This window comes from Mangrovibacterium sp., assembly GCF_041596335.1.
Classification (GTDB): Bacteria; Bacteroidota; Bacteroidia; order Bacteroidales; family Prolixibacteraceae; genus Mangrovibacterium.
On sequence record NZ_JBFHIT010000001.1, the window covers coordinates 188,155 to 211,062 of the forward strand.

General features: G+C 45.0%; 20 protein-coding genes, 1 tRNA gene and 1 other RNA gene. 4 read left to right on the forward strand and 18 right to left on the reverse strand.

The window, feature by feature from the left end; translation table 11 throughout:
• Window positions 1-27: 27 nt before the first annotated feature.
• The 6 genes from fucP to ABZD21_RS00675 form a co-directional block, all read right to left on the reverse strand.
• Window positions 28-1,317 (reverse strand): L-fucose:H+ symporter permease, encoded by a 1,290-nt coding sequence (gene fucP / locus ABZD21_RS00650; RefSeq protein ID WP_372772069.1) that lies wholly within the window; start codon window positions 1,315-1,317, stop codon window positions 28-30.
• 31 nt (window positions 1,318-1,348) lie between these two features.
• A complete protein-coding gene (locus tag ABZD21_RS00655) occupies window positions 1,349-2,365 on the reverse strand; it encodes a zinc-binding alcohol dehydrogenase family protein (RefSeq protein ID WP_372772071.1) in 1,017 nt (338 codons plus the stop codon).
• Between the two features lie 3 nt (window positions 2,366-2,368).
• Window positions 2,369-3,205 carry an amidohydrolase gene (locus tag ABZD21_RS00660; protein WP_372772072.1) on the reverse strand — a complete coding sequence of 279 codons (837 nt, stop codon included), beginning with the start codon at window positions 3,203-3,205 and terminating at the stop codon, window positions 2,369-2,371.
• A gap of 11 nt (window positions 3,206-3,216) precedes the next feature.
• Window positions 3,217-4,254, reverse strand: coding sequence for an aldo/keto reductase (locus tag ABZD21_RS00665; RefSeq protein WP_372772074.1), 1,038 nt, complete (start codon window positions 4,252-4,254; stop codon window positions 3,217-3,219).
• Between the two features lie 9 nt (window positions 4,255-4,263).
• Window positions 4,264-4,653 carry an L-rhamnose mutarotase gene (locus ABZD21_RS00670; protein WP_372772075.1) on the reverse strand — a complete coding sequence of 130 codons (390 nt, stop codon included), beginning with the start codon at window positions 4,651-4,653 and terminating at the stop codon, window positions 4,264-4,266.
• Window positions 4,654-5,099: 446 nt separating this feature from the next.
• Window positions 5,100-5,172: transfer RNA gene (locus tag ABZD21_RS00675), tRNA-Pro, on the reverse strand.
• A 623-nt stretch (window positions 5,173-5,795) separates the two neighbouring features.
• On the opposite strand from ABZD21_RS00675, the gene ABZD21_RS00680 reads away from it, so the two are divergent.
• Entirely contained in the window at window positions 5,796-6,230 is a 435-nt protein-coding gene (locus ABZD21_RS00680; protein WP_372772077.1) for a hypothetical protein, read from the forward strand.
• On the opposite strand, the gene ABZD21_RS00685 is transcribed toward ABZD21_RS00680, so the two are convergent.
• Window positions 6,222-7,430, reverse strand: coding sequence for an NAD(P)-dependent oxidoreductase (locus ABZD21_RS00685; protein ID WP_372772078.1), 1,209 nt, complete (start codon window positions 7,428-7,430; stop codon window positions 6,222-6,224). The two genes, ABZD21_RS00680 and ABZD21_RS00685, sit on opposite strands and share 9 nt — an antisense overlap.
• 266 nt (window positions 7,431-7,696) lie before the next feature.
• On the opposite strand from ABZD21_RS00685, the gene ssrA reads away from it, so the two are divergent.
• Window positions 7,697-8,094, forward strand: a transfer-messenger RNA (tmRNA) gene (gene ssrA / locus ABZD21_RS00690).
• A 123-nt stretch (window positions 8,095-8,217) separates the two neighbouring features.
• Window positions 8,218-9,498, forward strand: coding sequence for a tyrosine-type recombinase/integrase (locus tag ABZD21_RS00695; RefSeq protein ID WP_372772080.1), 1,281 nt, complete (start codon window positions 8,218-8,220; stop codon window positions 9,496-9,498).
• Window positions 9,499-9,705: 207 nt separating this feature from the next.
• On the opposite strand, the gene ABZD21_RS00700 is transcribed toward ABZD21_RS00695, so the two are convergent.
• From ABZD21_RS00700 to ABZD21_RS00710, 3 genes are read right to left on the reverse strand one after another with little or no spacing between them, the layout of a single operon-like run.
• The gene (locus tag ABZD21_RS00700) at window positions 9,706-10,200 is read right to left on the reverse strand and encodes a hypothetical protein (RefSeq protein WP_372772082.1); all 495 of its coding nucleotides are present in this window, start codon (window positions 10,198-10,200) and stop codon (window positions 9,706-9,708) included.
• A complete protein-coding gene (locus ABZD21_RS00705) occupies window positions 10,197-10,607 on the reverse strand; it encodes a glycoside hydrolase family protein (RefSeq protein ID WP_372772083.1) in 411 nt (136 codons plus the stop codon). Before ABZD21_RS00705 ends, ABZD21_RS00700 begins: the two co-directional genes overlap by 4 nt.
• Entirely contained in the window at window positions 10,600-11,040 is a 441-nt protein-coding gene (locus tag ABZD21_RS00710) for a phage holin family protein (RefSeq protein WP_372772084.1), read from the reverse strand. Before ABZD21_RS00710 ends, ABZD21_RS00705 begins: the two co-directional genes overlap by 8 nt.
• A gap of 100 nt (window positions 11,041-11,140) precedes the next feature.
• On the opposite strand from ABZD21_RS00710, the gene ABZD21_RS00715 reads away from it, so the two are divergent.
• Window positions 11,141-11,458, forward strand: coding sequence for a hypothetical protein (locus ABZD21_RS00715; protein WP_372772085.1), 318 nt, complete (start codon window positions 11,141-11,143; stop codon window positions 11,456-11,458).
• A 44-nt stretch (window positions 11,459-11,502) separates the two neighbouring features.
• Here ABZD21_RS00715 and ABZD21_RS00720 read toward each other — a convergent pair whose 3' ends face one another.
• The 8 genes from ABZD21_RS00720 to ABZD21_RS00755 form a co-directional block, all read right to left on the reverse strand.
• Entirely contained in the window at window positions 11,503-12,042 is a 540-nt protein-coding gene (locus ABZD21_RS00720) for a hypothetical protein (RefSeq protein WP_372772086.1), read from the reverse strand.
• A 134-nt stretch (window positions 12,043-12,176) separates the two neighbouring features.
• On the reverse strand, window positions 12,177-12,890 hold the full coding sequence (locus ABZD21_RS00725; RefSeq protein WP_372772087.1) for a GDSL-type esterase/lipase family protein: 714 nt from the start codon (window positions 12,888-12,890) through the stop codon (window positions 12,177-12,179).
• Window positions 12,891-12,946: 56 nt separating this feature from the next.
• Complete coding sequence (locus ABZD21_RS00730; protein ID WP_372772089.1) at window positions 12,947-15,361, reverse strand: SGNH/GDSL hydrolase family protein; 2,415 nt, start codon at window positions 15,359-15,361, stop codon at window positions 12,947-12,949.
• 2 nt (window positions 15,362-15,363) lie between these two features.
• Window positions 15,364-17,007, reverse strand: a complete 1,644-nt coding sequence (locus ABZD21_RS00735) for a hypothetical protein (RefSeq protein ID WP_372772090.1) — start codon at window positions 17,005-17,007, stop codon at window positions 15,364-15,366.
• A 199-nt stretch (window positions 17,008-17,206) separates the two neighbouring features.
• The gene (locus ABZD21_RS00740) at window positions 17,207-18,958 is read right to left on the reverse strand and encodes a hypothetical protein (RefSeq protein ID WP_372772092.1); all 1,752 of its coding nucleotides are present in this window, start codon (window positions 18,956-18,958) and stop codon (window positions 17,207-17,209) included.
• A gap of 2 nt (window positions 18,959-18,960) precedes the next feature.
• A complete protein-coding gene (locus ABZD21_RS00745) occupies window positions 18,961-21,993 on the reverse strand; it encodes a phage tail tape measure protein (RefSeq protein ID WP_372772093.1) in 3,033 nt (1,010 codons plus the stop codon).
• 89 nt (window positions 21,994-22,082) lie between these two features.
• Entirely contained in the window at window positions 22,083-22,463 is a 381-nt protein-coding gene (locus tag ABZD21_RS00750; protein ID WP_372772094.1) for a hypothetical protein, read from the reverse strand.
• Window positions 22,456-22,908 (reverse strand): hypothetical protein, encoded by a 453-nt coding sequence (locus ABZD21_RS00755; RefSeq protein ID WP_372772095.1) that lies wholly within the window; start codon window positions 22,906-22,908, stop codon window positions 22,456-22,458. The genes ABZD21_RS00750 and ABZD21_RS00755 overlap by 8 nt, the downstream gene beginning before the upstream one ends.

Genomic DNA, 22,908 nt, shown 5'->3' on the forward strand with positions numbered 1-22,908 from the left:
CTAAGAAACCATATTTTCTTTATCACGCTAGGCGAATGCCTTATAGCTACGATAACCAAAAATTGCAATAACTACGAAGCAAATCAGCGGCAAAACGAACGAGAAGTTTACAGCCGGCAGTCCGGCAACAACGCCCATATCGATAATTGCTCCTTGCAGCGGAGGCATTAGTGCGCCACCAACAATAGCCATTACCAGACCGGCAGCTCCGAGTGTTGCATCATCGCCAATTCCTTCGAGCGCAATACCGTAGATTGTAGGGAACATCAGCGACATAAACGCGGATGTCGCAATTAAGCAATACAATCCTCCAATATTCTGAATAAAAATTGTTCCTGTTATTGTCAGAATGCCTCCAATTGCAAATACAGACAAAAGCATTCGCGAATTAACATACTTCATTAGTGCCGTACTGATAAAACGACTCGCCAGGAAAATACTCATCGCGATGATATTATACCTTTGTGCTGTTGCTTTATCGATGCCCAAATTTTCAGCGTACTGGATAATGAATGTCCAGCACATGATCTGAGCCGCAACGTAGAACACCTGAGCAATCACACCTTCACGATATACTTTCCGGTTAATCAGTCGCTTAAACACAACCAGTGGATGAACCGAATGATCAGCATTCTCTCGTGTTGGCATCTTTGTGACTGCAAAAACAACGAACATGATCAAAATAACGATACCGATGGCCACGTATGGATTCCGAATAATCGCCAGATCGTTTGTTCGAATAATGGCTTTTTCAGCCTCACTCAACATTGGAAAAATATATTCTCCGGCAGCATTTTTCGCCTCCGACTGTAACGAAGACAAAATGTAATTCGAGGCGACAGCCATCCCAACCAGCGAACCAATCGGATTAAACGACTGAGCCAGGTTGAGCCTGCGGGTTGAAGTTTCCGGATCTCCCATCGCCAAAATGTAGGGATTAGCCGTTGTTTCCAGGAATGCCAACCCGAAGGTGAGGATATACAAGGATATCAGAAAAAAGCCAAACACCTCGAAACGAGCCGCCGGATAAAACAACAAAGCACCCACTGCATAGAGCAGCAATCCTACCATAATCCCTTTTTTATAGCTGTACTTTTTTACAAAAAGGGCGGCTGGAATTGCCATGGTAGTATATCCACCATAAAAGGCAAACTGCACCAAAGCAGCTTTGGCATTGGAAATCTCCATGACCGTTCTAAAGGCTGCTACCATCGGATTAGTAATATCATTGGCAAAACCCCATAGGGCGAAAACACTGGTTACCAATATAAACGGAAACAGATATTTCCGTTCGACAACTTTAGGTTTGTTCTCCATTAGATTTAAAGATTAATCAGTTTGTTGCAATTTAGAAATTAACCAGGATTTTCATCACTTTTCCAGGAGCTTCAGACCACTCTTTCATGGCTTGAGGAGCACCAGCCGGATCAACTGTTTTTGTAATCAACAGACTGGTATCCAAATCACAATCTTTCAAATATTTAATTACCGCTTCAAAATCAGAAGGATTGGCATTGCGCGATCCCATAATTTCGAGTTCTTTCTGCACCCACTGTTTGGTTTGGAAAGCCACTTCAACTCCCGCATAACCGATACATACCACCCGTCCGGCAAATGCCACTTCTTCAATCGCCGCTTTGTAGGTAATCGGATTTCCGGCTGCTTCAATCACAACGTTTGGTCCGTTTCCGTTAGTCAGGCATTCCAACTCTTCGTGCAAGTTTTTTTGCATGGAGTTAATTACGTAGTCGGCACCCAGTTTTTTAGCGATGGCCAATTTGGCATCGTCAATATCCACCGCAATAACGGTTGCTCCCCGCAGTTTTGCCCGCACAATAGCCCCGCTGCCAATCATTCCGCAGCCAAATACCATCACGGTGTCGATGTCGGTTACTTTGGCATTGTCAATCGCATGAAAACCAACTGTCATCGGTTCAACCAATGCCAACTGCACATCATTCAAGGCTTCATCAGCCAGTACTTTTTGCCATGGTACAGCAATATACTCAGCCATCGCACCGTCGCGCTGTACACCCAACGTTTGGTTGTAGCGACATGCGTTGAATCGTTTTTGTTTACAAGAGGTACATTGTCCACAGTTTGTATAAGGGACAACAGTCACCGGCTGCCCTGCTATAAAGTTAGCCGGCACTCCTTCGCCTATTTCGGCAATCACGGCCGATATTTCGTGACCGGGAATCCGCGGATACTGTACCAATGGATTTTTTCCCAGGTAAGTACTTAAATCCGATCCGCAAAAACCTACATATTTTATTTTCAGAAGAATCTCACCATTGCCCACCTGTGGTTTTTCACGTTCAACCACAACCATCTCTCCTGTTTTTATAATTTCTAAAGCTTTCATTTTTTAGTCAATATTAAGTTGATAAAATTCTTTTGCATTTTTATAGTAAATCGCCTCCTGTTCGGTGGCCGACAATTGACCAAGCGTTTGTTGAACCAAATCCAACCAGTTTTTATACGAACTGGCTACCAAGCAAACAGGCCAATCGGAACCGTACATTAGCCGCGAAGGACCAAAAGCCTCCAAGACCGTATCGAAGTATGGTTTTAGTTGTTCCGTTGTCCAGCTTTTAAAATCGGCCTCGGTTACCATGCCACTAATTTTGCAACTCACATTCTCGCGTTTGGCTAATTCTTTGATGTTTTTTGCCCAGGGTTCAAGCTCATTCGCTTTAATCTTTGGCTTTGCGATATGGTCGAGCACAAAAGTTTGATCCGGATGTTGGTCAACAAACCTGATTGTATTTGGCAGTTGGTGCTCAAAAATTAAGATATCATAGGCAAGTTTAAAGCGTTTCAGCATTCTGATTCCTCGGTTAAAATCAGCGCCAAGAATAAACTCCGGATCAGGCTCACCCTGAACAACGTGGCGCAAACTTTTCAACCAGGGATTGGCTGCATATTTTTCCAGTAAAGCTTGAATTTCGTTACTGGCCAGCGGAAGCCAGCCTACAACTCCTTGCATAAAATCGTTCTCAGCAGCAAGCTTCAGCAGCCAGTCGGTTTCGTCTGTGCATTGCCGCGCTTGAACTGTCACAACGCCTTCCACGCCGGTGCCAACCAAGGTTGCCTTCAAATCTTCGGGCAAAAAACTTCTTCTGATTGAAGCCATTTCATCATCAATCCAGTCGAACTCAACCGGATTGTAATTCCAATAATGGTGATGCGTATCAATGATCATGTGTGACGAATTTAGAGATACGGATAAGTTGATTCGATAATTCCTTCAGCCTTGAGTTCTTTCCAGAAATCAGCCGGAAACTCGCGATCGACAACAACTTTGTTACTTGCCATCCGCTCCGGTTTACTCGGGTTGAGGGCTACAGCATTAATTTGTGGAGCCGATACTGCAAATTTCAAACAGGCATCACCCGGTTTTACCTGATATTTCTCGCAAACGGCGAAAAACTTTTCGCGCCAGCGGAACAATGGCTGATCCGATTCATTATCGGCACTAACCAACCGATAGTCGAAATACTCACCTCCGGTTAAAAATCCGGCGTTAAAAATGGCTGAATTAATAATTCCAACGCCATCATTTCCAAGCTTAGTAACAAACTCAACTATTTCTTTCGGGTGATGATACAGCGTAAATTTATTGGCAAACATCACCCAATCGAATTTAACAAACTGGTAGAGTTCTTTAATCACCAACCAATCTTTCGAGCCGATACCAACAGCAGACACCTCTCCTTTTTCCTTCAACTCAAACAGCGCTTTATAGGCGTCAAGAATATCTTTCACCCTACGTTCACGATCGCTGGCATCCGTTGCTGCCATCAGATATTCATCCGGATCGTGTACCGATACAACCTCCGGCTTAAACTTTCCTCCCATCAATTCGCAGCCCTGGCGGTGGCATTCCAAAATGCCCTCGTAGCTAATTTTCTGAACTGCGTCGAACTTTAGATTTGCCCAGGCTCCGGGTTCAAAGGTAGGTTCTTCGGTTTCCAGCGGAACACGGTACCATCCCAGCTTATTACTGATGGTAATCTGATCCGGATTTACACCTAATTTTTCCAGGCCTTGCCCAATTACTTCAAGAGCCAATCCGGCGCCGTATTTGCCGGCACTATCAATCATCACTTTTCCTTCGGTCACCTTGAACCATTCTTGCATTAAAGCAAGCTTTTCGTCCATTGGCAATTCCCGGTACAAGTTCCCCAGGTAGCTCGTTCCATATATAATTCGGGGGCAGGAAATGCCCGTTTTTCCTAAGTAGTTTTCCATTTTCTGATATTAAATTTCTTTCAACTGACCGTCAATTGGCTTATATTCTGCTGTTTGATCCATCTCGTAAATCCGCTCCATCAGCTGCCATTTTTCATCGGCTGACGCGTCGGCTGAGGTGCGCTGAAAACGGGATACATAAGTCTCCCACTCCGATTGGCGCGGTTTTCCGCCAAGTTCAGTCATCGCTTTATTGTGATCAAAATCAGCCACGGTATCCATAATCATAAAAAGCCGGTTTTCACAGATGTAGATTTCCATGTCGAGGATGCCGACATCTTTCATACCTTGAGTAATTTCCGGCCACGCCTGTCCTTTGGCATGCACCTCTTTGTATGCTTCAATCAATTGAGGATCATTTTGAAGCAAAAGTGTTTTGCAGTAGCGTTTAAATTTCATTTTCACATTTTTTAGCGTCACAAATATTACTGAATTTCAAGCATTTATCAAGCGTAAAAACAGACCATTATTCATGCAAAGCTTACCGCAAAGCTTTGCGGAATTAAAAAAATGTTCTACAACACGAATATCCGCCAATAACAGAACATTTGTAAGCCCGAAAACAGAAAAACAGGACTATGAGCATTGACTGATGACAGTGAAATAAAGTGCAAAAATTACTGGCGGCGATCCAAATTGGTGGAGAGTTAAAAATGAAAGTTTTCAAATCGAATTGTGCATCCGTTGCCTCGTGATCCCAATACACGTTCCATATATTTTATCGGATAAATTTGGATCATTCCGAAAAGCGATGCAACTTTCAAACTAGTTGGTGTAAAACAAAAAAAAAAGCCCGCAAATTGAATTCATTTACGAGCTTTTTTAACCTATCGGTTTTCAATCTGTCGGGATGATCCGACTCGAACGGACGACCCCCACGTCCCGAACGTGGTACGCTACCAACTGCGCTACATCCCGATTACTTTACGGCATGCAAAAATAATATTTTCATTGAAAAGATGTAAAACCAGAAGTATTTTATTTCACAAAAAAAATGAACATCTGATTACTTCGTGTTCGGTTTAAAAACATCCTATTTGAAACCATCAGTCTCTGGCAGTTTCGACAAGTTTTGATTAAGAACATGTAGCTCAGGCTATTTTTTTTGAAATTATTCCATCAATAATTTATAACTTATATGGAACGTAACCAACGCAAAACAACCAACCGGTTGTGAGCCAGACTTCACCCATTCAAACTCTTACGATCCCTTAATAAGGGGGACTTTTTAGCGCCAGCTTACAAATTTCAGAAAATACGATTATAAAGAAATTGGCATGAATATCCGCAGCCCTAATCCTACTTCATTCGCTAACCTGCGCCGCATCATTAGAAAATCAGTCCCAAGTTGAAGTCGGGAAAGTTAGGATGCACGTTGAAATTGGTAACCACCAACGTAAAATCCACGAATGCTCCCCACTTCCGACCTCTGAAAGAATCATTCAAACGAATGACCACTTGACAGATTGATGACAGAAAAGATTCAGTTTCTGGTGTCATTTCAACAAAGCTTGTTTCAAAAAACGAATCAAATAAGACCGATGAAATTCATATACTTTACCTTACTCTTTTCGTTCTGTATTATAGTTCAAACCAACGCACAAACAGAAATTTTGCTCCCGGGAAAAATCAAGAAAAACACGAGTTCGGATACACTTTGCATCGTCCCCCAATTTCAGCTAAAGCAACTACTTCGTAATGCTGTTCAGAATGATTTGGACAAGGAACGTATCAAGCTCATCCAGCAACGACTAGCGATCGAAAATGAAAAGGCATTTTCAACCGATAGTGCCACTCAACTAATAAAATTAGAAGCCCGCTACTGGCGCGACCAGTTGAAACGGAAGGACGAACGGCTGGAAAGGCAAGAATTGGAAAACCTTATTCTGATGGATCAAAAAAGTCGTATCCGCCAAACGCGAATTTACTATCTCATTGGGGGATTTTTAGCCGGTGCCGCTATTGTATCATTCTGATTTTCCGGCTAAAAATTCCTTTAAATAATCAAATCGCTCAGTCAGTTCCCCCTGCGACAAGATGGTTGCCCTTTCGATGACACCATCCGAATCGGCTCCAAACAAAGCCGGAAAAACATGACTAAATAAATCGCGGGCAAAAGTCCTCGACGCGTCCAAAGGCAAAGCGGTAGGTAAATTATCAACCGCCATGACGGTAACATTTTTCGAACTGCTAAAAGCGGGTTTTTCCGACAGGTCGACAGGGTTAATATCGTAAAAAGGTTGTTCGATTGAGCTCGTCCGAATCGTTGTTGGTATCGGGCCATCCAAATCGCAACTGATGTCGGCAATAAGCGAAATCCCAAACGATTCGTCGCTTAACTGCTCTTTTGTGAAGAAAACCGGAGAGCGACTGTCCCAAAAATGGCAGGCGATAAACACATCAGCCACTTCTAAATAAGGCTGAAAACTCGAAATGTATTCCGATGGATTAGCATAGAATTCTTGTAAATCGAAGGTTCCGTCTTTTTTCACCGCATAATCCTCCGGATCCAATCGGGTAAAAACGGCATGATCGTATTCACGAGTCTTAAAGTCGCGCGGGCTTACTTCCGGTATTCCTAACTCACCGATAATCTCAAGCGCACCACTTGCAACCCGACCACCTCCAGTCAGTACTATTTTCAGTGCAGGCAATCGAAATTGCTTAAGCTGGTGGTGCAATTCTTTCAAATCCCGACAATCCTCCGGCCCGGGAATATCCAGCTTTAAAAACCGCTTTGCAATCCCTTTAAAACCATAATAGGTTCCCACAACACCTGCCCAGAAACCAAAGGCCACCAGTCGTGCGTTGTTTTCATCGGTAAAATACTCATAGTCAATCAGCGTAATTTTCGTCTTCGCCATTTCAGCAAAAAACGGTTGGTTATACCCCTGCTCTTTAGCCACATGGGCGAACATGATGTAAGTCTTCCCCTCTGTCATCGTCTCCGGAGCAACCTCCTTTACCCCAATTAAAACATCGCAATGAGCAAGATCGTCGACCACCGAAATACCAATTTTCCGGTACTCGTCGTCGGTATGAACCCGAATTTGGCTGCTCTGCACAAATAGCTCAACATGAGGATATTCTTGCTGTATCATCAACGCCGTTTCTGGTGTGATCGCCACTCGTCTGTCAGTCCATCTGCGGGTTTCTCTCAATATTCCAACTTTCATCCGTAACTAATTTGATTTGTAATTGTCTGCTGGAACTTACGTGTTGCCGAAAACGAATCTCATTTTGTGTTTGTGTTCGGAGCAACATGTTCGTTTCATTATTTCGTTTAGGGGGTACCCGTCCGAAGATACGTAAAAAAGCAACTGGAATCCAAACAAAGCGATTGATAAACATTCCGCTCTGCTTGCCGATAGAAATTACCTGAAACTACTCTAATCAGTCTTGGAATACCGAAAAATAATGTAATTTTGTCGTCCATTCTACCGGGGATGACTGGTTTTGACAGCGGGTAGAAGAGGTATGTAAGCATGCTGAGCTTTGTCTGTTGGCTCAAAAATCTCAATAGGCAAACTTTTAATTGGCGAAAATAACTACGCTCTTGCTGCGTAATTCTACCATGTAGATTACACTTTATTCCTGCACTAGGTGCGGGGACGAGACATCGCCCGGGTGCTATCTTCCTGAAGCGGCCCGATCCGGCGGTGCAAGTAAATCGGGAATAGTGGAAGCCTTGCTTCGGGGCTTTTGCAAAACTTAAGAAGCTAAGGTAATAGTCGGTGGCCTTGATCCAGCTGTTACACGAAAATTAAGTCGGGGCTAAGCATGTAGAAAGCGTATTGCTTCCTCGTTTGGACCCGGGTTCGATTCCCGGCATCTCCACAGAAAAAGATTAAGCCCTGTAAATCAACAACCTACAGGGCTTAAATGTATCTCTAAAAATGAAAAATGTATCTGTTCGTGTATCCGGTTAGTTTTTGAGCGTGGGGACGCAAAAAAACTGATGAGATGAGACGACAAAAACTTTTTAGAGTCCCCTACCTGCATGACGCAGGTGGGGATGTTTCAAAGCGGTGGTGGATCGAGTTAGGCTACAGAGATCCGCGCGATGGAAAAATGAAGCGGAAACGCTACCAGGAAGAGTTGACAGCATTGGCAACCAAGAAGGAACGGTATGCGAAAGCTGAAGAACTAATCAAGCTCTACACGGCTAAGCTCATGCGCGGCTGGACTCCGCTCGATGACGAAAAAGAAAATCAGGTTGTGTACACAGATGAACTGGAGTATCACCAGGCAGCGCAGGTTTTCGGACGTAAACGCAAGGCGAATAAGAATATCCGCTTTTATGCGTCGGAGTACATGACAATGATTAAAGCCACCAAAGCGCGGAAGACTTTCGAAAGCTACAATGGCAAAATCCGCATCTTCATTGCCTGGCTCGAAATGAAAAAGCTGGTTGATAACGACCTTTCAACTTTCAACAATGCACTGATCCTTGAATTCTTCGATTACATTATCCAGGATCTGAACCGGGCACGAAATACCGTAGCCAAGTTCAAGTTGAATATTGGCAAGTTTTTCGGGTATCTGGTTGAGCGGAAAGTGATCACTGATAACCCGGTTCATGGCATCACATTGCCGCAAACCGATGAAGATTATTCGGCTACCCCGTTCCTGGATGAAGATTTGGAGATCATCCTGCCGGTGATCAGGAAGGAAGATCCGCAATTGTACCTCGCTGCTTTGCTTCAGTATTTCTGTTTCATTCGCCCGGGTGATGAGTTGTTGTCGCTACGGATCAAGCAGCTGAATTTCTCAGCCCGGTCGGTTTTCATTCCCAAAAACGTGGCGAAGAAACGAACGGCCCGGAATATTGATATGCCGTTTCAGTTGTATGACCTACTGATTGAACATGGGATCCAGCATTTCGATAAAGATATGTTTGTGATCGGGCCGAACGGTCGCCCCGGTTCGCGGCCTATTGGCTACAATACGTTGCGGAACCGGTTTAATGTTATTCGCGATCGCCTGGGATTGTCGCAGTCGTACAAGTGGTATTCGTTCAAGCATACCGGAGCCGGTAAACTTCTGGAAAGCGGGGCCACCATTGCCGAATTAATGAACCAATTGGGGCACACCGATATTTCATCGACTTACCGCTACATTCGCCGGCATTTCGGCGAACGATCGGAACATGTGCGCAACAACTTCCCCACTCCACGCGGGATGGAAGAACCAAAATGTAGCGTTCCTATTAACGACTGGATGGATAGTTTGTGTCTGAACTGACTTACAACCTACAACCGATTATTTAGTTTGACTCTAAATAGAGTTTGTCGTAACTTGAAGTAACTTTGTTTATTGACTTGGTCAATAAATACGCATAAAAAAAGGTAAAGCCTCGGGAGAGCCCGGGGCTTTTGCATTAAATACAAAAGCCCCCGGATACCACACCGGGGGCTTGCTCTCTTTATTCCTGATCTACTTAAACACATCTCATGGGGGAAATAGTTTGGTGAGTGCGGATCCCCAGGAGAACTTTCTTCCTAAATACAGTAGGCCAAATACGATAGCCAGAAGCACGATCCTGAACGACCACCTGTATGGCCACGGTATGTATTTTTCACGAATCACAATTTTCGCTTGTTCTTTCTTTTCGATGATGGCGTCCTTGATCCGGACCGGATCCGGTTTAACCAGGATTGTGCTATCGGTTAGCGAGGCATTAACCACGAGCTGATTATTGACCACTTCAATGTCAAATCGGATAACGCCTTTTGAGAAGGTTTGCTTTGGCAGGTTAACTGTTTTGTTTTCGACCTGCAGCAGCATGGAAATGTTGATATCGCTTTGAGGCAACCGGATCGGGATCGGCTCCAGTGTAATAACCGTGTCACGGTACTCAACCCACGTTTTGGTTTCAGTAACCAATCGGGTGCCTGTGCACGATGCCAGGAACAAGCCCATTAGAAGGATGATCAGATTTCTCATGCTAAGTCTTTAATTAGTTTGCTTAACCGGGCTGCGCGTTTACCAACTTGAACTGCCCATTTCGAATTCAGCATTTCGAGCGATGCTGATAGGTATTCACCTTTCTCCAGGTGCTCCAGTGTTTTTTTGAATTGCATGAGCCGTGATGCTCCCATATTGAAACACATGTTGGCGAGAACCAACTGGACTGTCTCCGGAGCAGAAGTAAACCAGGATAATCTGGATCCGAGTTCTTTCATCACAATATAGATGTCGTTCCTGAGAAGAAACATAGCTTCTTCCTCTGTAATTCCTCGTTCTTCGATGTTGCGACCTACGCCAATCGTTAGTTTGTTGGCTGTGCAACGATAAGGCATCAGGCGTAAACCCTCATCCTCAATCAGCATTTTTTCCAGTTTCTCATTCATGTGATGCCTCCGTTTTAAGATCCACACCGGTGACTGATTCCACTTTGTCCTCCATGTACTTCTTCAGGATCACGAAAAGTTTGTGGTTGGTGATCCGGCCGCCGTTCTCGAGTATTGACCAAATTTCGAAGCCGGTGATTAACCAGGCAACCATGCGGTGCAGCTGGATGGCCGGTATACCAATTTCAGTATCCATGGCATAAAGCAGAGCCACCACGATTACAGCGATAAATAGCTTGTAGGCCGTTCGCCACAACTTGAAACTTTTAATGCCCTGCTTTTGCGACCGGGCTGCAATAATACCGAAGACAAGATCCAGCAGAATAGCGATGACCATAACGTTGATGACTCCCTTTATTGGGGCGAAGTAACCGGCGACGGCGAGTATTATTCCGGAGAATAAATTACAGAGGTGTTGGAAGAACCATTTCATGCGTTGTGCTTTGTTTTACTCAAAGATGCACACGCCCTCTTGCGCACAAAAGGACAATACGAAACTGGATTAATCGCGATTTCGCGATTACCTTTGTAGCATGGTTCGATTTCAGATACGCTATAAGGATAAGCACCCGGAGAGATCCGACCGGGCGCGAATGGCACTTGACTTGAAAAAGATCTATTGGAAGGATCGCAAACTTCCAGCCGATTGGTATTGGTTTGAAGGCAATATCACCATCACATCCGTGCCGGATCATCGTGGCGATTGTGTTGAACTGGAATGTAAACACATGAGCAGCCCGTGGGATGACGGATTTAGGGAGGCGATTGCAGATATTAATGATGTTGATGCTATTCTCTGGGACCAGGGCGATCGGTTTTGGATTACCATCTTTAGACGGTGGAGAAAATAAAAAGTTCAACTTTGATTGCCTGTTGAACCAAACTGAATGGGCAATTACGGGTGATAATCGAAGTCTCGTTCGTTAGCGTAGGCTTCCAGCTCGTAACTGATATTCCTATAACCTTTGAAGATCCACTCCACAAAATAGCGAAGGTAGAAAAACAGGTACCAATGCTTGCGCTGTTGCTCCCAGTGAATACGCTCGTGGTTGATGATGATTCTGCTGTTGATCCTTTCCGGGTTGACGAATACGCCAACCGGCCCCAAGGTGATTGCCGAAAAACGCTTGCTGAATTTGAACGGGAAAACCACCATGCCCGGGTGTCGGTTGATTAATAAACTCATACCATCAATTGCGCCCTGGGCTGTCGCCCAAAAGTCGTCCCAATCCGGAGTACCTTTTTTGAGCCACTTATCCCAAAGTAGTTCTTTAAGCGCTGCGAGTAAGAGGGTAAATGTCATCCATGCTGGATTCCATACCAGGAAGGTTATTGGCTTTCCTAAAATTAAAAATCCGTAGCCTACAAATGCTGCCAGACGCATGATCCACAGCCCGGCGGTGTAATGTTGTTGTTTGTCGGTTATCCAGTCCATAGCACTTTTTATTTTGAAGGTAGACTGGAACTGGATGAAACGGAAGGACATAAAAAAGCCCCGGATCTCTCCGAGGCTTCGCGTATTTTTGATGAACCAAAATGTTTCAACAAGTTCCAAAGTTGAATACGATTTTATCTCTGTAATTCTTCTCTAATCGCCTTTACCCATAAATGATTCCCATCTTTATTTAAGTGGATTCCATCCCCCATGTGTAGCCCATCTTTAAGACTACCATCTTCATCATATAGGTATTTTGCGGTATTCATGTAGCTTATTCTGCTATCGGATTTTGCATATTCTTTCAATAATTCGTTTAGTTCAATAATTTGCTTGTTCGTTTTCTTTTGGTTTATTCTTTTGTTTAAAATCGATTCATTAATTGGTAAAATAGAAGAAATAAAAACCCTTGAACTGGCTGGTAGTTTTGAGATAAAGTCTTTATAATCGTTAAGAATATCTTCTGAATTTCTTGGAATATCATTTATTCCGTAAGCTAGGATAATTGTCTTGTTTGATAGATTACTGATGGCTGAAATTTTACTTTTTGCCCTTGAAATATTCTCGCCAGCTATGCCGAAATTTATCCCTGAAAACTGACTCTCAACACATAGCCCCGACACGATACTATTTCCAAAAAATATGCACTGACTACTTAAAGAATCGATAGTATTTGAACGCCTTTTATAAAACTCCCAAGTATTATTCATGTAGTATTCATGGCTCTTTGTGATAGTAGTTAAATTCAATTTCAAGTAAATTCTACTGACAATATCTGGCTTAATTAATATGACAATTAACAAGATGTGTAACGCAACACCGTATGTAATGATAAGGTTCTTTTTCATCGTTTGAATATTAAGTTTTTCGAACTTCAAAAATATGACTTAAATTCAAAATAGAATTATGTTTCTTTCGGTAAAATTGTTTTAATCGTACCTATACATACTCTTGCCATCATTGCCTGTCCTTCTTCGGTTGGGTGAATTCCATCTGATATATAGACATCACCATTCAACCCGTTAATTCCGCACTCTGCATTTATATCAATAATTGGCAATGAGAATAATTTCGCATTTTCACGAATGAATACAGACTTTTGAAATTCATCTACATCTGGGATAAATACTTTAGCAGATGTACTACCACGGCCTGACAATGGCGTAGCTATTACAATTACAGCTTGTGGCATCCAAGCCTGCATCTTCATAATGGTTGAAGCTATTCCCCCTTTTAATGTTGAAATATTATAATCACCTCCGTAGTCAGAATAATATTCAGATGCAGCCCATTCAGGATCTGTTGCGTCTGAACCAACCCACGAGAGGTCTGTACCATCTATCGCATCATTCGTTCCACCTTTGATAACTATGATCCTAATATTCGCTTTTATCGGCGCTGGGAAAGATGTTGTAATCCTCAGCCAAGAACTAAATGCGCCTCTTACTGGTGTTGTTCCTGATGGAACAGATACGTTACCTGCATAGTTGTCATAGTTGTATGAATCGTTTCTTGAATTGTAAATTCCTGTAGCTGTTTCAAGAAATGCAACAGAACCTCCATTTGTTCCCCATGCGTATTTTTGTCCTCCAATACCTCGGCCTCTAACCACCCCCATCTGAAAGTAATTACCTATAATTGTAGACCATTTCGTCAAGTCAGTATAAGGCTTTGTATAATCGCCTCCAAGCAAGGCAGTAATTGAATCACCGTAAAAAGCAGCTTCTAAGTCAGTCCAATCATTTGATAATTCAAGCAATGATGTAGGAATTACAGGAAACAATGCCTTTCTAATTATTTGAGTTGTCACTGAAAATTCATTAATTATAACTCCTATCACATGCGTTCTAATCTGTAATTGAACAACATCTGATGGGATTTCAACACTGAAAGTTATTCCAGATGAGAAATCCGTTGATGCGTATGCCTGCAATGAATAATAAGTTCCATTTGCGCGAAATCCGTATAGTGTGAACGTTCCTGTATATTGAGCTTTGAAATAGATTGATACAATAACCCCTTGAAGCCCATCAACATCAACTTTATTAAACGTGGTAGTCTTTGTTGATGTGTAGTTTAATAGTTCATGTAATTTACCCGATTTTGAAATAGCATTAATCTGTGTTTGTGCTTGAGTAAGGTCTGAACGTAATGATGCAGAAACATCTCCAATTTTCTCATAATGAGTTACGTTAAACGATGCTTTTTTCCCTACAATATAAACCCGCCAATATAATGTCAGATCAATTTCAGGGGTGAATTCAAAAAATACGCCTGTGCTGAAATCTGTTTCTGAGGGGTATTCCTGTATTACAACCGTTGATGGAGAAAGCCTATAAAAGAATAATCCGCTTGTCAGATCATCTTCAGAACTTGCATATATTGTATATTTTTTTCCTGCTTTTAAAGTACAAATAGGCTCAACAGTTGTCACTGTTGATGTTAAATCGCCGACGAAATCTGTCGTAAATACGTCGACCTTTCCTTCGATTACTTTTATTCTTGCTCCTAAATTTTTTATCCCGAAATCGGAACGCTGATCTATAAACTCAGAAATAGCTGATCCAACTACGAAAGTTGGCATTGCAATTAAAACAGTGCATTGTTGAGTTGATGATAGGTCATTCCTGAAATCGATAATAAAGCTATCCGATAGCGTTTCTGAAACAGTTGCTTCCATACCTTCTCGTGAAACGAATACCCATCCGTCAGAAATATTTCTGCTTTTCAGAGTGCCATCTAATAGCTTCCCTCCAGTAAAATAATCAGTACCGTATATCGTTGGTGTTTTATCGCTATTGATAACCTTATAGAAAAAACCGCATGAATATTTTGAACCAGCCACAATTGTAATATCAGCTTTAACTTGACCTCTAGCTCCAATAGGAGTCACTATTTTCAGATGATTCCCAAAAAATTCATTCTCCTCTACAGTAAAGCTAGGTGTTCCTGTCTGATTAAAAAACGTAAATCCGAAATCTGATTGGTCGGTTAAAAATAAACGTGGATTCTTAAATTGATTTCGAGTGTTTGACAGAGCGTTTAAATTCACGTCTAAAGGCTCAACAGTGTAGCCATTTGAGTTCTTTTTTATGTAACACTGCCAGTAATTCGTTGGAATAATGATGTCGGCATTATCCTTGTCTTTCCAGCCAACCATCGTGCCGGCTGAAGTCGCATAGAATGCCTGGTTTACGGATGCGCCTGGATCGGCATCACCGGGTGTTGCAAAATCAACCAACACAGCTGTACTATCGTATTTTGCGAGTTCAGATTTTAGCGCTCTGAACAGAAAACTGTCTTTATCTTCTACTCTCATGATTATTGTGTTATTGGGGTTCCGTCTTGAGTTAAAATACTACCATCCTGCCAGATTGTAGCGTACCAGTCGAGCCAATCGACAACAGCCTGTTGTTCGTCTGCAGTGAGGCTTGAAGCGTAAACCAATACTGGTATAATGTCGCGAACTTTAGTACCGTAGTCTCGGTGGAAAAGCCGGGCGTGGGTGGTTGCTGTCGCGGCTTCGGCCCATTCTGTTCCAACCATCCAGCTGAGCGGACAGGTGCGGGGAGATCCGGCACTGTACCAACCTGTAGCAGCTATAAGGGTTTGATCCCAGTAGGTAGCATCCGAGAAATCGAACGAATCATTGCCCGTAATATCGGGGAAGGTGATATCGGTTCCCGATATCGTTGCTTCCAAGCCTCCAATCTTATCGAGCAGCGTTGCGCCTGTAAGCTTGTAGAAGAAGGCTTTCAATTTGCTGAAATATGGCGGATAGATGTATGCCGGGTTCAGCTTGATGCGAGATCCATACTTGCCGGGCCGTGCATACTTCCAGCTGAAGATCACTTCGAGCGGTTCGTTTGCTTGCTTCAGCTCATCGATGATATCCACATCTTCGGATGTGATTACGATCGGTTTGATGTTTAGTCCAGCGATGCGGAAGGCATTGTCAGAGTTGAGCAAGGCACCAAGCCACTCGCGGGTTTCATCGTCGGCATAACCGGAATCACTTTCGCCTTGGCGATTCACCAATCCGCGAATATTGCCCAGGATGCGGTCTGTGGCTCCAATGTTACGCAAATCTGAGCGTTGGTATTGGTTGCGCTCGTAGGTCAGTTTTTCGGTGTGGGCGCCATGGCACCAAACACCGTCGAATCCACCCAGGTCATTCTCCATCAAAAAATATTCATTCCACTCATAATGCTGCCGGTCAACCGTGAATTGCTGCGACAGTGGTTCGTCGAGTGGGTGACTGGGTGCAGATGTAAAAATCATTTCGACGGTGTAGCTGGCAATTGTTTTCCCGGTTAGGGCTTCGACAATAGCCGGAGATACCGAAATTTCGTACACCGTAAACGCATTGAATAACTGCGAATGATCGTAATTGCCGGTCGCCCCGTCGGTGGCCGTCCAGGCAATACGGATAATGCGGGTTGCCGAATCCTGCTGAATCCAGTAGATCTTCTCGATACTGTCCGGTGAGACATTCTTTGTTGCGGGCATCCAGTTCAAAGCCCGGCCACTTTCAATATGCTCTTCCCACCAGGTGAGGCTTACTTCGTTCAGGTTTGCAAAATCGTTGAAATGAATTCCACCAGGTAACATGTAGAAGGTGGTGCCATACGACAAGGCATTTGACTCGTTTCCGGGTTCGTACAACTTCACCCGGAAAGCTCGGATCATTCCCGGGCGCTGCAGTACCAGGTTGCTGGAATGTTCGGGAAAAGAAAAGTCGGGTTGCAGTTGACCGGCGAAGAAACCGGATACATCAAACTGTGCGGCTCCATCAATAATCGGAGCTGTGTCCGGGATGTAAGCATCGGTCCACACAGCACCAACCAATTCCTGCACCACCAGGGTAATGTAAGTGGCGTTTCCCCAGTCAGATGTTGCGGTAAACCGACAGGGAATACCCTGAAGGCTGACGGAAGCCGGTATTTCAATAAGCGTTACGGCCATGGTAAAAGTTCCAAGTTTTGAGTTTTAAGTTTCGAGTTACCCCTAAATCCCCTAAAGGGGACTTTGAAGAAATCGTTACTCAAATATCGATTGGAATACGGGCGTGCGAAAGGACAAAGAAGAAGTTAGTCTCAAGCTTCAAGCCTCAAGCTGCAAGAATGGTACTTGCAGCTTGAGGCTTACTACTTGCAGCTTGCATCTATTTTGCGTAGCCTTCAATCTCAACGATCCCATCGAATGGTAAATCGTAGGATATCTTCTCGAACAGGGCAATGAAATCGGGGAAGGCATAGCGTTCGTCAAACTGCAGCAGAAGCACATCAACCAAGGTGGCTTTAAATTGGCAAACAAAATGACGTGCGCCAACCATCGCCGTTAAAAAATTCAGCTGAATATCGCGAAGGCCACCGGATTCAAACCAGTCGATTAGTTGCAGGTGTTCGTCAAAACCAACCTGCACATAACTTAGCGACTCGTCGTACAGGGTGAACTTTTCGGCACACAACAGCGGGAACGTGATGTCTGATAGCTGACCAACCCCACGGTACATCGACACATATGCCGATTGAAGCTCGGCAACAACACCACTGCTCTGCTCCTTCGTGCTTAGAGAAGCCGTAATCTGCGGTACTTCGGCCCCGCCACCGGCAACATTGGCAGGCACTTTCAGCTTGATCTCGCGCTCAAAATACGGATCGCTGCCACTGCTTACCGCTTTCAGGCGCCCAATGCGTTTCCATTCCAGCGTCCCATCGTTGTCAATTGTTTCGTAATACGAATCGTATTGAGGAAAATACACCACTTCGCCTTCCAGTTCCGGATCGGGCAATGTTGCGGTGATGATTGTTCGGCTGACAACAAAATCTTCCTCGGTATCGTCGGAATTGTCCTGACTGCCGTAGGCCAGCCGGTACCCTGTAAATTCTGGCAGTGCGCTGGTTTTCATTCCTTCGAGCAGCTTAAGCCGGTGGTTACTTATCGGTTGTTTCTGAAAGATGTTGTCCTTAAACAGAATGTCAACAGTTCCGCGCAGTTCATCAATCTTGAACTGCAGCGCAAACATCGATTCCACAGCTTCCATGAAGTCTCCCACATCAACTGATGGCATCAGATCTTTAAACGAAATCACGTCGTAGGGGAACATGCGGTTTTCCTCGGGCAACAATGTTTGAGTAGGTGGGTAGGTATATTCCGGCATCCAGTAGCCGGTTACCCGCATGGGATTAGTCAGCAGTACCGTGTTGGCATAGTCGCTATCTTTTAAATCGTTTGTGCCGATGGTGTACCCGGCATCCAGGAAGATCCTTTCAAGTACATACCAAATAAAAAACTGGAACATGAAAAGCTCGTCAATCTTCATCCTAGGACGTGAATAACCATGATAAACAATTTGCCCGGTCGTATCATAATCCGGCGCCATGTTGCCGGTTGCCGGATCTACCCGGTTGGCAATCTTCAGCGTGTCGCCATCCTTCAGCCCGCAGGGGGCCAGAATAGCGCCATAGGCCGGAGCAACATCGGTATTGTACCCATTCCACTCGCTCAGCACTGCTTCAAATTGCACCAGGTTAGCATCGTCGCCCCAAATCTCCATACCGCCAAAATTCAGATCGCGAAGCGTCTTGTCGTTGATGAAACTGTACAGCCGCGAAGCGGCACTCTTAAAGATGATCGATAATGAATCCGACGTACAGCCGTCATCGTCGTAGTCAACCACCCCGGCCAGCACATTCAATCTATGGTCTTTCATCCGGAATATTTGCTCGGGTAAGGCTGATTTACGGGTAAGCCTCCCGGGAAAACCAAGGATGTTATTGTTTGGCCGTGCTGGTATTTCAATCGGATAGGAAAAATCGCCCTTGTCGCTATCCAATACGGGGCTGTTTCGTTCAATGCTAATCTTCGCATCTGTTGGTAAGAAGATCTGTTTATTGTTGACTGTTACTTCCATCCTTACGACTTTTTGCGTGAAACTTTACCTTTAAATCTATTGTAATCGTCCAATCTTTTGGCCACACCTTTACTGCCGGCAATTGGCAGCTCCGGAGCCACCGGGTTGTCGAGCCGGTACATGAGGCTTGTAAGCATGGCTTTCAGTTCGGGGTCGTTGGTGTAGGGTTGCTGGAGGGAGGAATCCGAACCACCATCTGACGATCCAAAGCCGCCACTTTTGCGGCCGGAACCTGATGTCATAGCATTAACGACAGGAGTAAGATCGATCCTGTCCATAGAGCCAGACTGCTGCAGTTGGTTGAGCATATTGAAAAACGGCCGGTTGCCACGTACCGAATTGGCATTGGCGATCCACTCGTTGGCATGGTAAACACCCATTACTTCGTCGTCGCTGGATGCTGTTTCGGCAAAACCACCGGATTTCTTGGATCCTGACTTTTTCTTTTTTGATCCGCCGGCTACCTGCCCGATAGCTTGCGCCACTACAATCCCAGTGTTTATTTTCGCCCCAAGTATTGCTTTGGCTGTCATCGCAGCGGCGTATGGAGGACCAATGATCGGCCCCAATGCAGCTGCTTGGACGGCAATCGCTGATTTCTCTTTTGCCAGGTTAATCCAGATTGTTGCGAGAGCAGACGCTTTCTCTAAAGCCAACAGTAAAATATACGCGGCTGATCCTTGCTCTGCCAATCCTGTAAGAGCTCCGGCAATCTGTCCGATTCCGCTAATTTGCATTGCCTTTAAATCTTCTCTGGCGTCTGCAATCTCCTGCTCTACCTGAAACTGTTTTGCCAGTGCATCGGCTTGTCTCTCGGTTTCCGATTCCAGGAATTTGGTCCAGTCGGATTCCATCATTTTTCGTACATCGTACTGATCTTGCAAAGCCTGAATGTCGAGATCAAGACCAACTTTATCACCAAGATCGAGTTTCCCAACTTCGGTTTTATCGACTTCCGCAGTTGAAGGAACGAATGTCCCTCCACCACTGCCACCGGTGCCACCGGCTCCGCCATCGCCTCCGGATGAACCCAGCCCGGCGATTTTGCTCTGCAAGTCGCCAACAGCATTGTTCAGCTCGGCTTCCTGATCAACCAATTCGGAAAACCGGCTGCGAATACCTTCCAGCTTTTTAGGGAGCAGATCCATGGCGTTCAAGGCTGTAATCTCCTGATCGGAAAGCAGCGCCCTTAGTTTGTTAGGATCAGTTTCATTGGCGGCTTTTGCCCGCGCCTGGTTGGCTATTTCTTCGTACTTCGCTATTTGCTTGATAGCATCCAGCTCGTCGAGCTTCAGTTGTAGCCGCTCCTTGTAATTATCTTTGAGCGCTTCTTCCTTTATGGCTAAAAGAATCCTGGTTTCGTATTGGTCATTCACTTCCTTCAACCGATTGCGAAGTTCCTCGTTGGTTACTTTTTCGGTGTCGAGGTTTTTCAGGAAGTCGGGGTATTTATCCTGCAATTCCTGAATCAATTTGTTGCGGGTTTCCTGAGAGTTTGAAACGTGCGTGATTGCCGTAACTAGCAAGTTCACTTCAGACCGTTCCTTCTGCAGGGTGTCCGAAAGTTTAATTTCGGTCCACTCGCCCACTTTGCCAACCACTTTTTCAAGCCATCCAAGGAAGCTGGAATTGACAAATTTCGACTGAATAAACTGGCCGATCTTTTCCCAAGATCCGGCGAGGTTGTTGTTTTTGATTGTGTACTCGTTCGTGAGCGATACACCTTCGTCCATCGCTTTATTAGCAAGTGCCTGCTGTTCGCGAATCATGCCGGTATTTGATGCCATGGCCGCCAGTACCTGAACAGCACGGGCACCGTCAACACCAAGCGCATCCATTTTCTTTGCCATAACCGTCATGCCCTCATTGTTGCCGTTTAGACCTTCCAGCACTTTCAGAAAAGCTTCGTTGGCATCGCGAGCCAACAGCAGCGAGAAATCGGCGGTACTCATCCGGGCAATATTGGCATACTTCGCACTATCCTTGAACATGTCGATCATGATTTTGCCCTGAGCGGTGGCCGACATTTCCTGTGTTTGCCCCAGCTGGTCCAAAGCCGAAGCATAACCGATAATCTCCGCAGCATTCACTTTCGACTGCACAGCGACGCCCCCCATGCGCTTCAAGTAATCAATCAAGAAGGGAGCCTGGGCGTTTGAATTTGCCGACACCTCGTTGATGGCCGAGCCAACCTTCAGCATCGATTCTTTAAAGTCGGTTCCGTATTGTCCGCCAACCTTGTAGATCTCGGTCAGCTTACCAACTTCACGTATTGCTTCAGCCGCATTGCCTCCCAAGTCGTCGCCCAGGGCAACTTGAATTTGGTTAGCTACCTCGATAAACGACATTACATCCTGACGACTGCGTTTACCCAAACGGCCGGCTTCTTCCGCCAAGAGCAATAATTCTTTGCGTGGTGTGCGGGTATTGAATGTGCGGAAATCCTGGTACATCTCGCGAACCTGTGTGCGGGTCATTCCGGTTGTCTTCTGCACATTTGCCAGTGCATCGTCCAAACCAACAATCCCCTTGATCCATTCCCTGACAGAGAAAGCGATCCCGGTTATGGTTGCCAACACGCCGGCCATGATGGTTGCATACTTGTTGGCACCGTCGGCCATTTGCCCCCAAAGTGATTGCTGCGACCGCATTGTACCACGGGCTTTGTTGAGTTCCGATGTTATCAGCTTGAGATCCTTCTCCTTGTCGGTGTACTCCTTGGCATCTCGGGTCATCCCCTTCATTTGGGCACGAACGGCCCGTTGTGCTTTCTCCAAGTCCCGAAGCGATACTTTGTTGATGTCCTTCAGGACAGCTTCAACATCGAAGGTTTCTTTTTTGAGGGATCGCTGGGCGGCTTCAACCCGTTTAAGTTCGCGCTCAATGTTTTTCATTTGCACATTGTCGCCAGCCTTTTGGGCATCTACCAAGTCTTTTCGGAGTGATTTTGCTTTATTGCCTAATGCATCCAGCGCGGCTTCCGCTTGTTTTCCATCGAGGTAGACGGTTGTTTTTGCTCTTTCGTTAACAGCCATTGCAGTAATGTTTTCTGCAATGTAGTATTGGAGGGAAGGTTGGGAAAGGACATAAAAAAGCCCCACCCAGATGGTGAGGCTTGCGATTGCTATTCTTTTTTCTCCAAATTCTCGATGATCACTGCCTGCCCTTTCCGAGCATACTTCTCTCCCAATATCTCTCCCAACTTCTTCACCTGGGAGAAGAAAGTTTTCGAATACCAAGGCTTCCGACGGCGATCACTAAACTCGACTTCGCCAATGGTAACACCACGGCCAACCCCCATGTCAACAAACTTCCCGTAGTATTCGAATGTAAATTCAATCAACTCCGGATTGCCCCCGCTTTGGGTGATGACATGGTGGGTGAAGCTGTTGATCAGGTTTCCGCTGTGCCCGATGTGAAGCCGGGCAATCATGGTTTCCCATTTGTCGATCACGATTTCGGCCCAGGCTTCAACCGTTAGCCCGATGTTGGTTTGATCAGCCATTCAGTGAGAAGTTTTCGTCACTGACAACATAACTGAACATGTAGCCATAGAAGTTATTCACCAACGGGCCAATACGCTGGTAATCCACACGGCCTTTATCGAATCCGTAACAGGCATCGCCAAAGTTCTGCCCGTCGGCCATCATCCGGAGGAAGAGTTTTTTTGCTATGCCCATGCAATTGGCTTGCACCTGGAGCCGACTGGATGAATCGTTGAGACTTGCCTGATCAACGATAGAGAATGAATGAAATCCATGGTCGAAGTTTCCCTGGGTAAAGCTTAGGTAGCCGTTGCCATCGTCTTCGACCAGCAAAACCGGAGGCTTTACGGTGCGGATCTTCTCCAAAACCTCTTCCATGCCCGACAGACCGGAGATCCGTTCAATGGATTTGATCTCCGGGAAGTCGGCCTTTATGCTGTTGAAATAATCGTATTGTGCAAACAT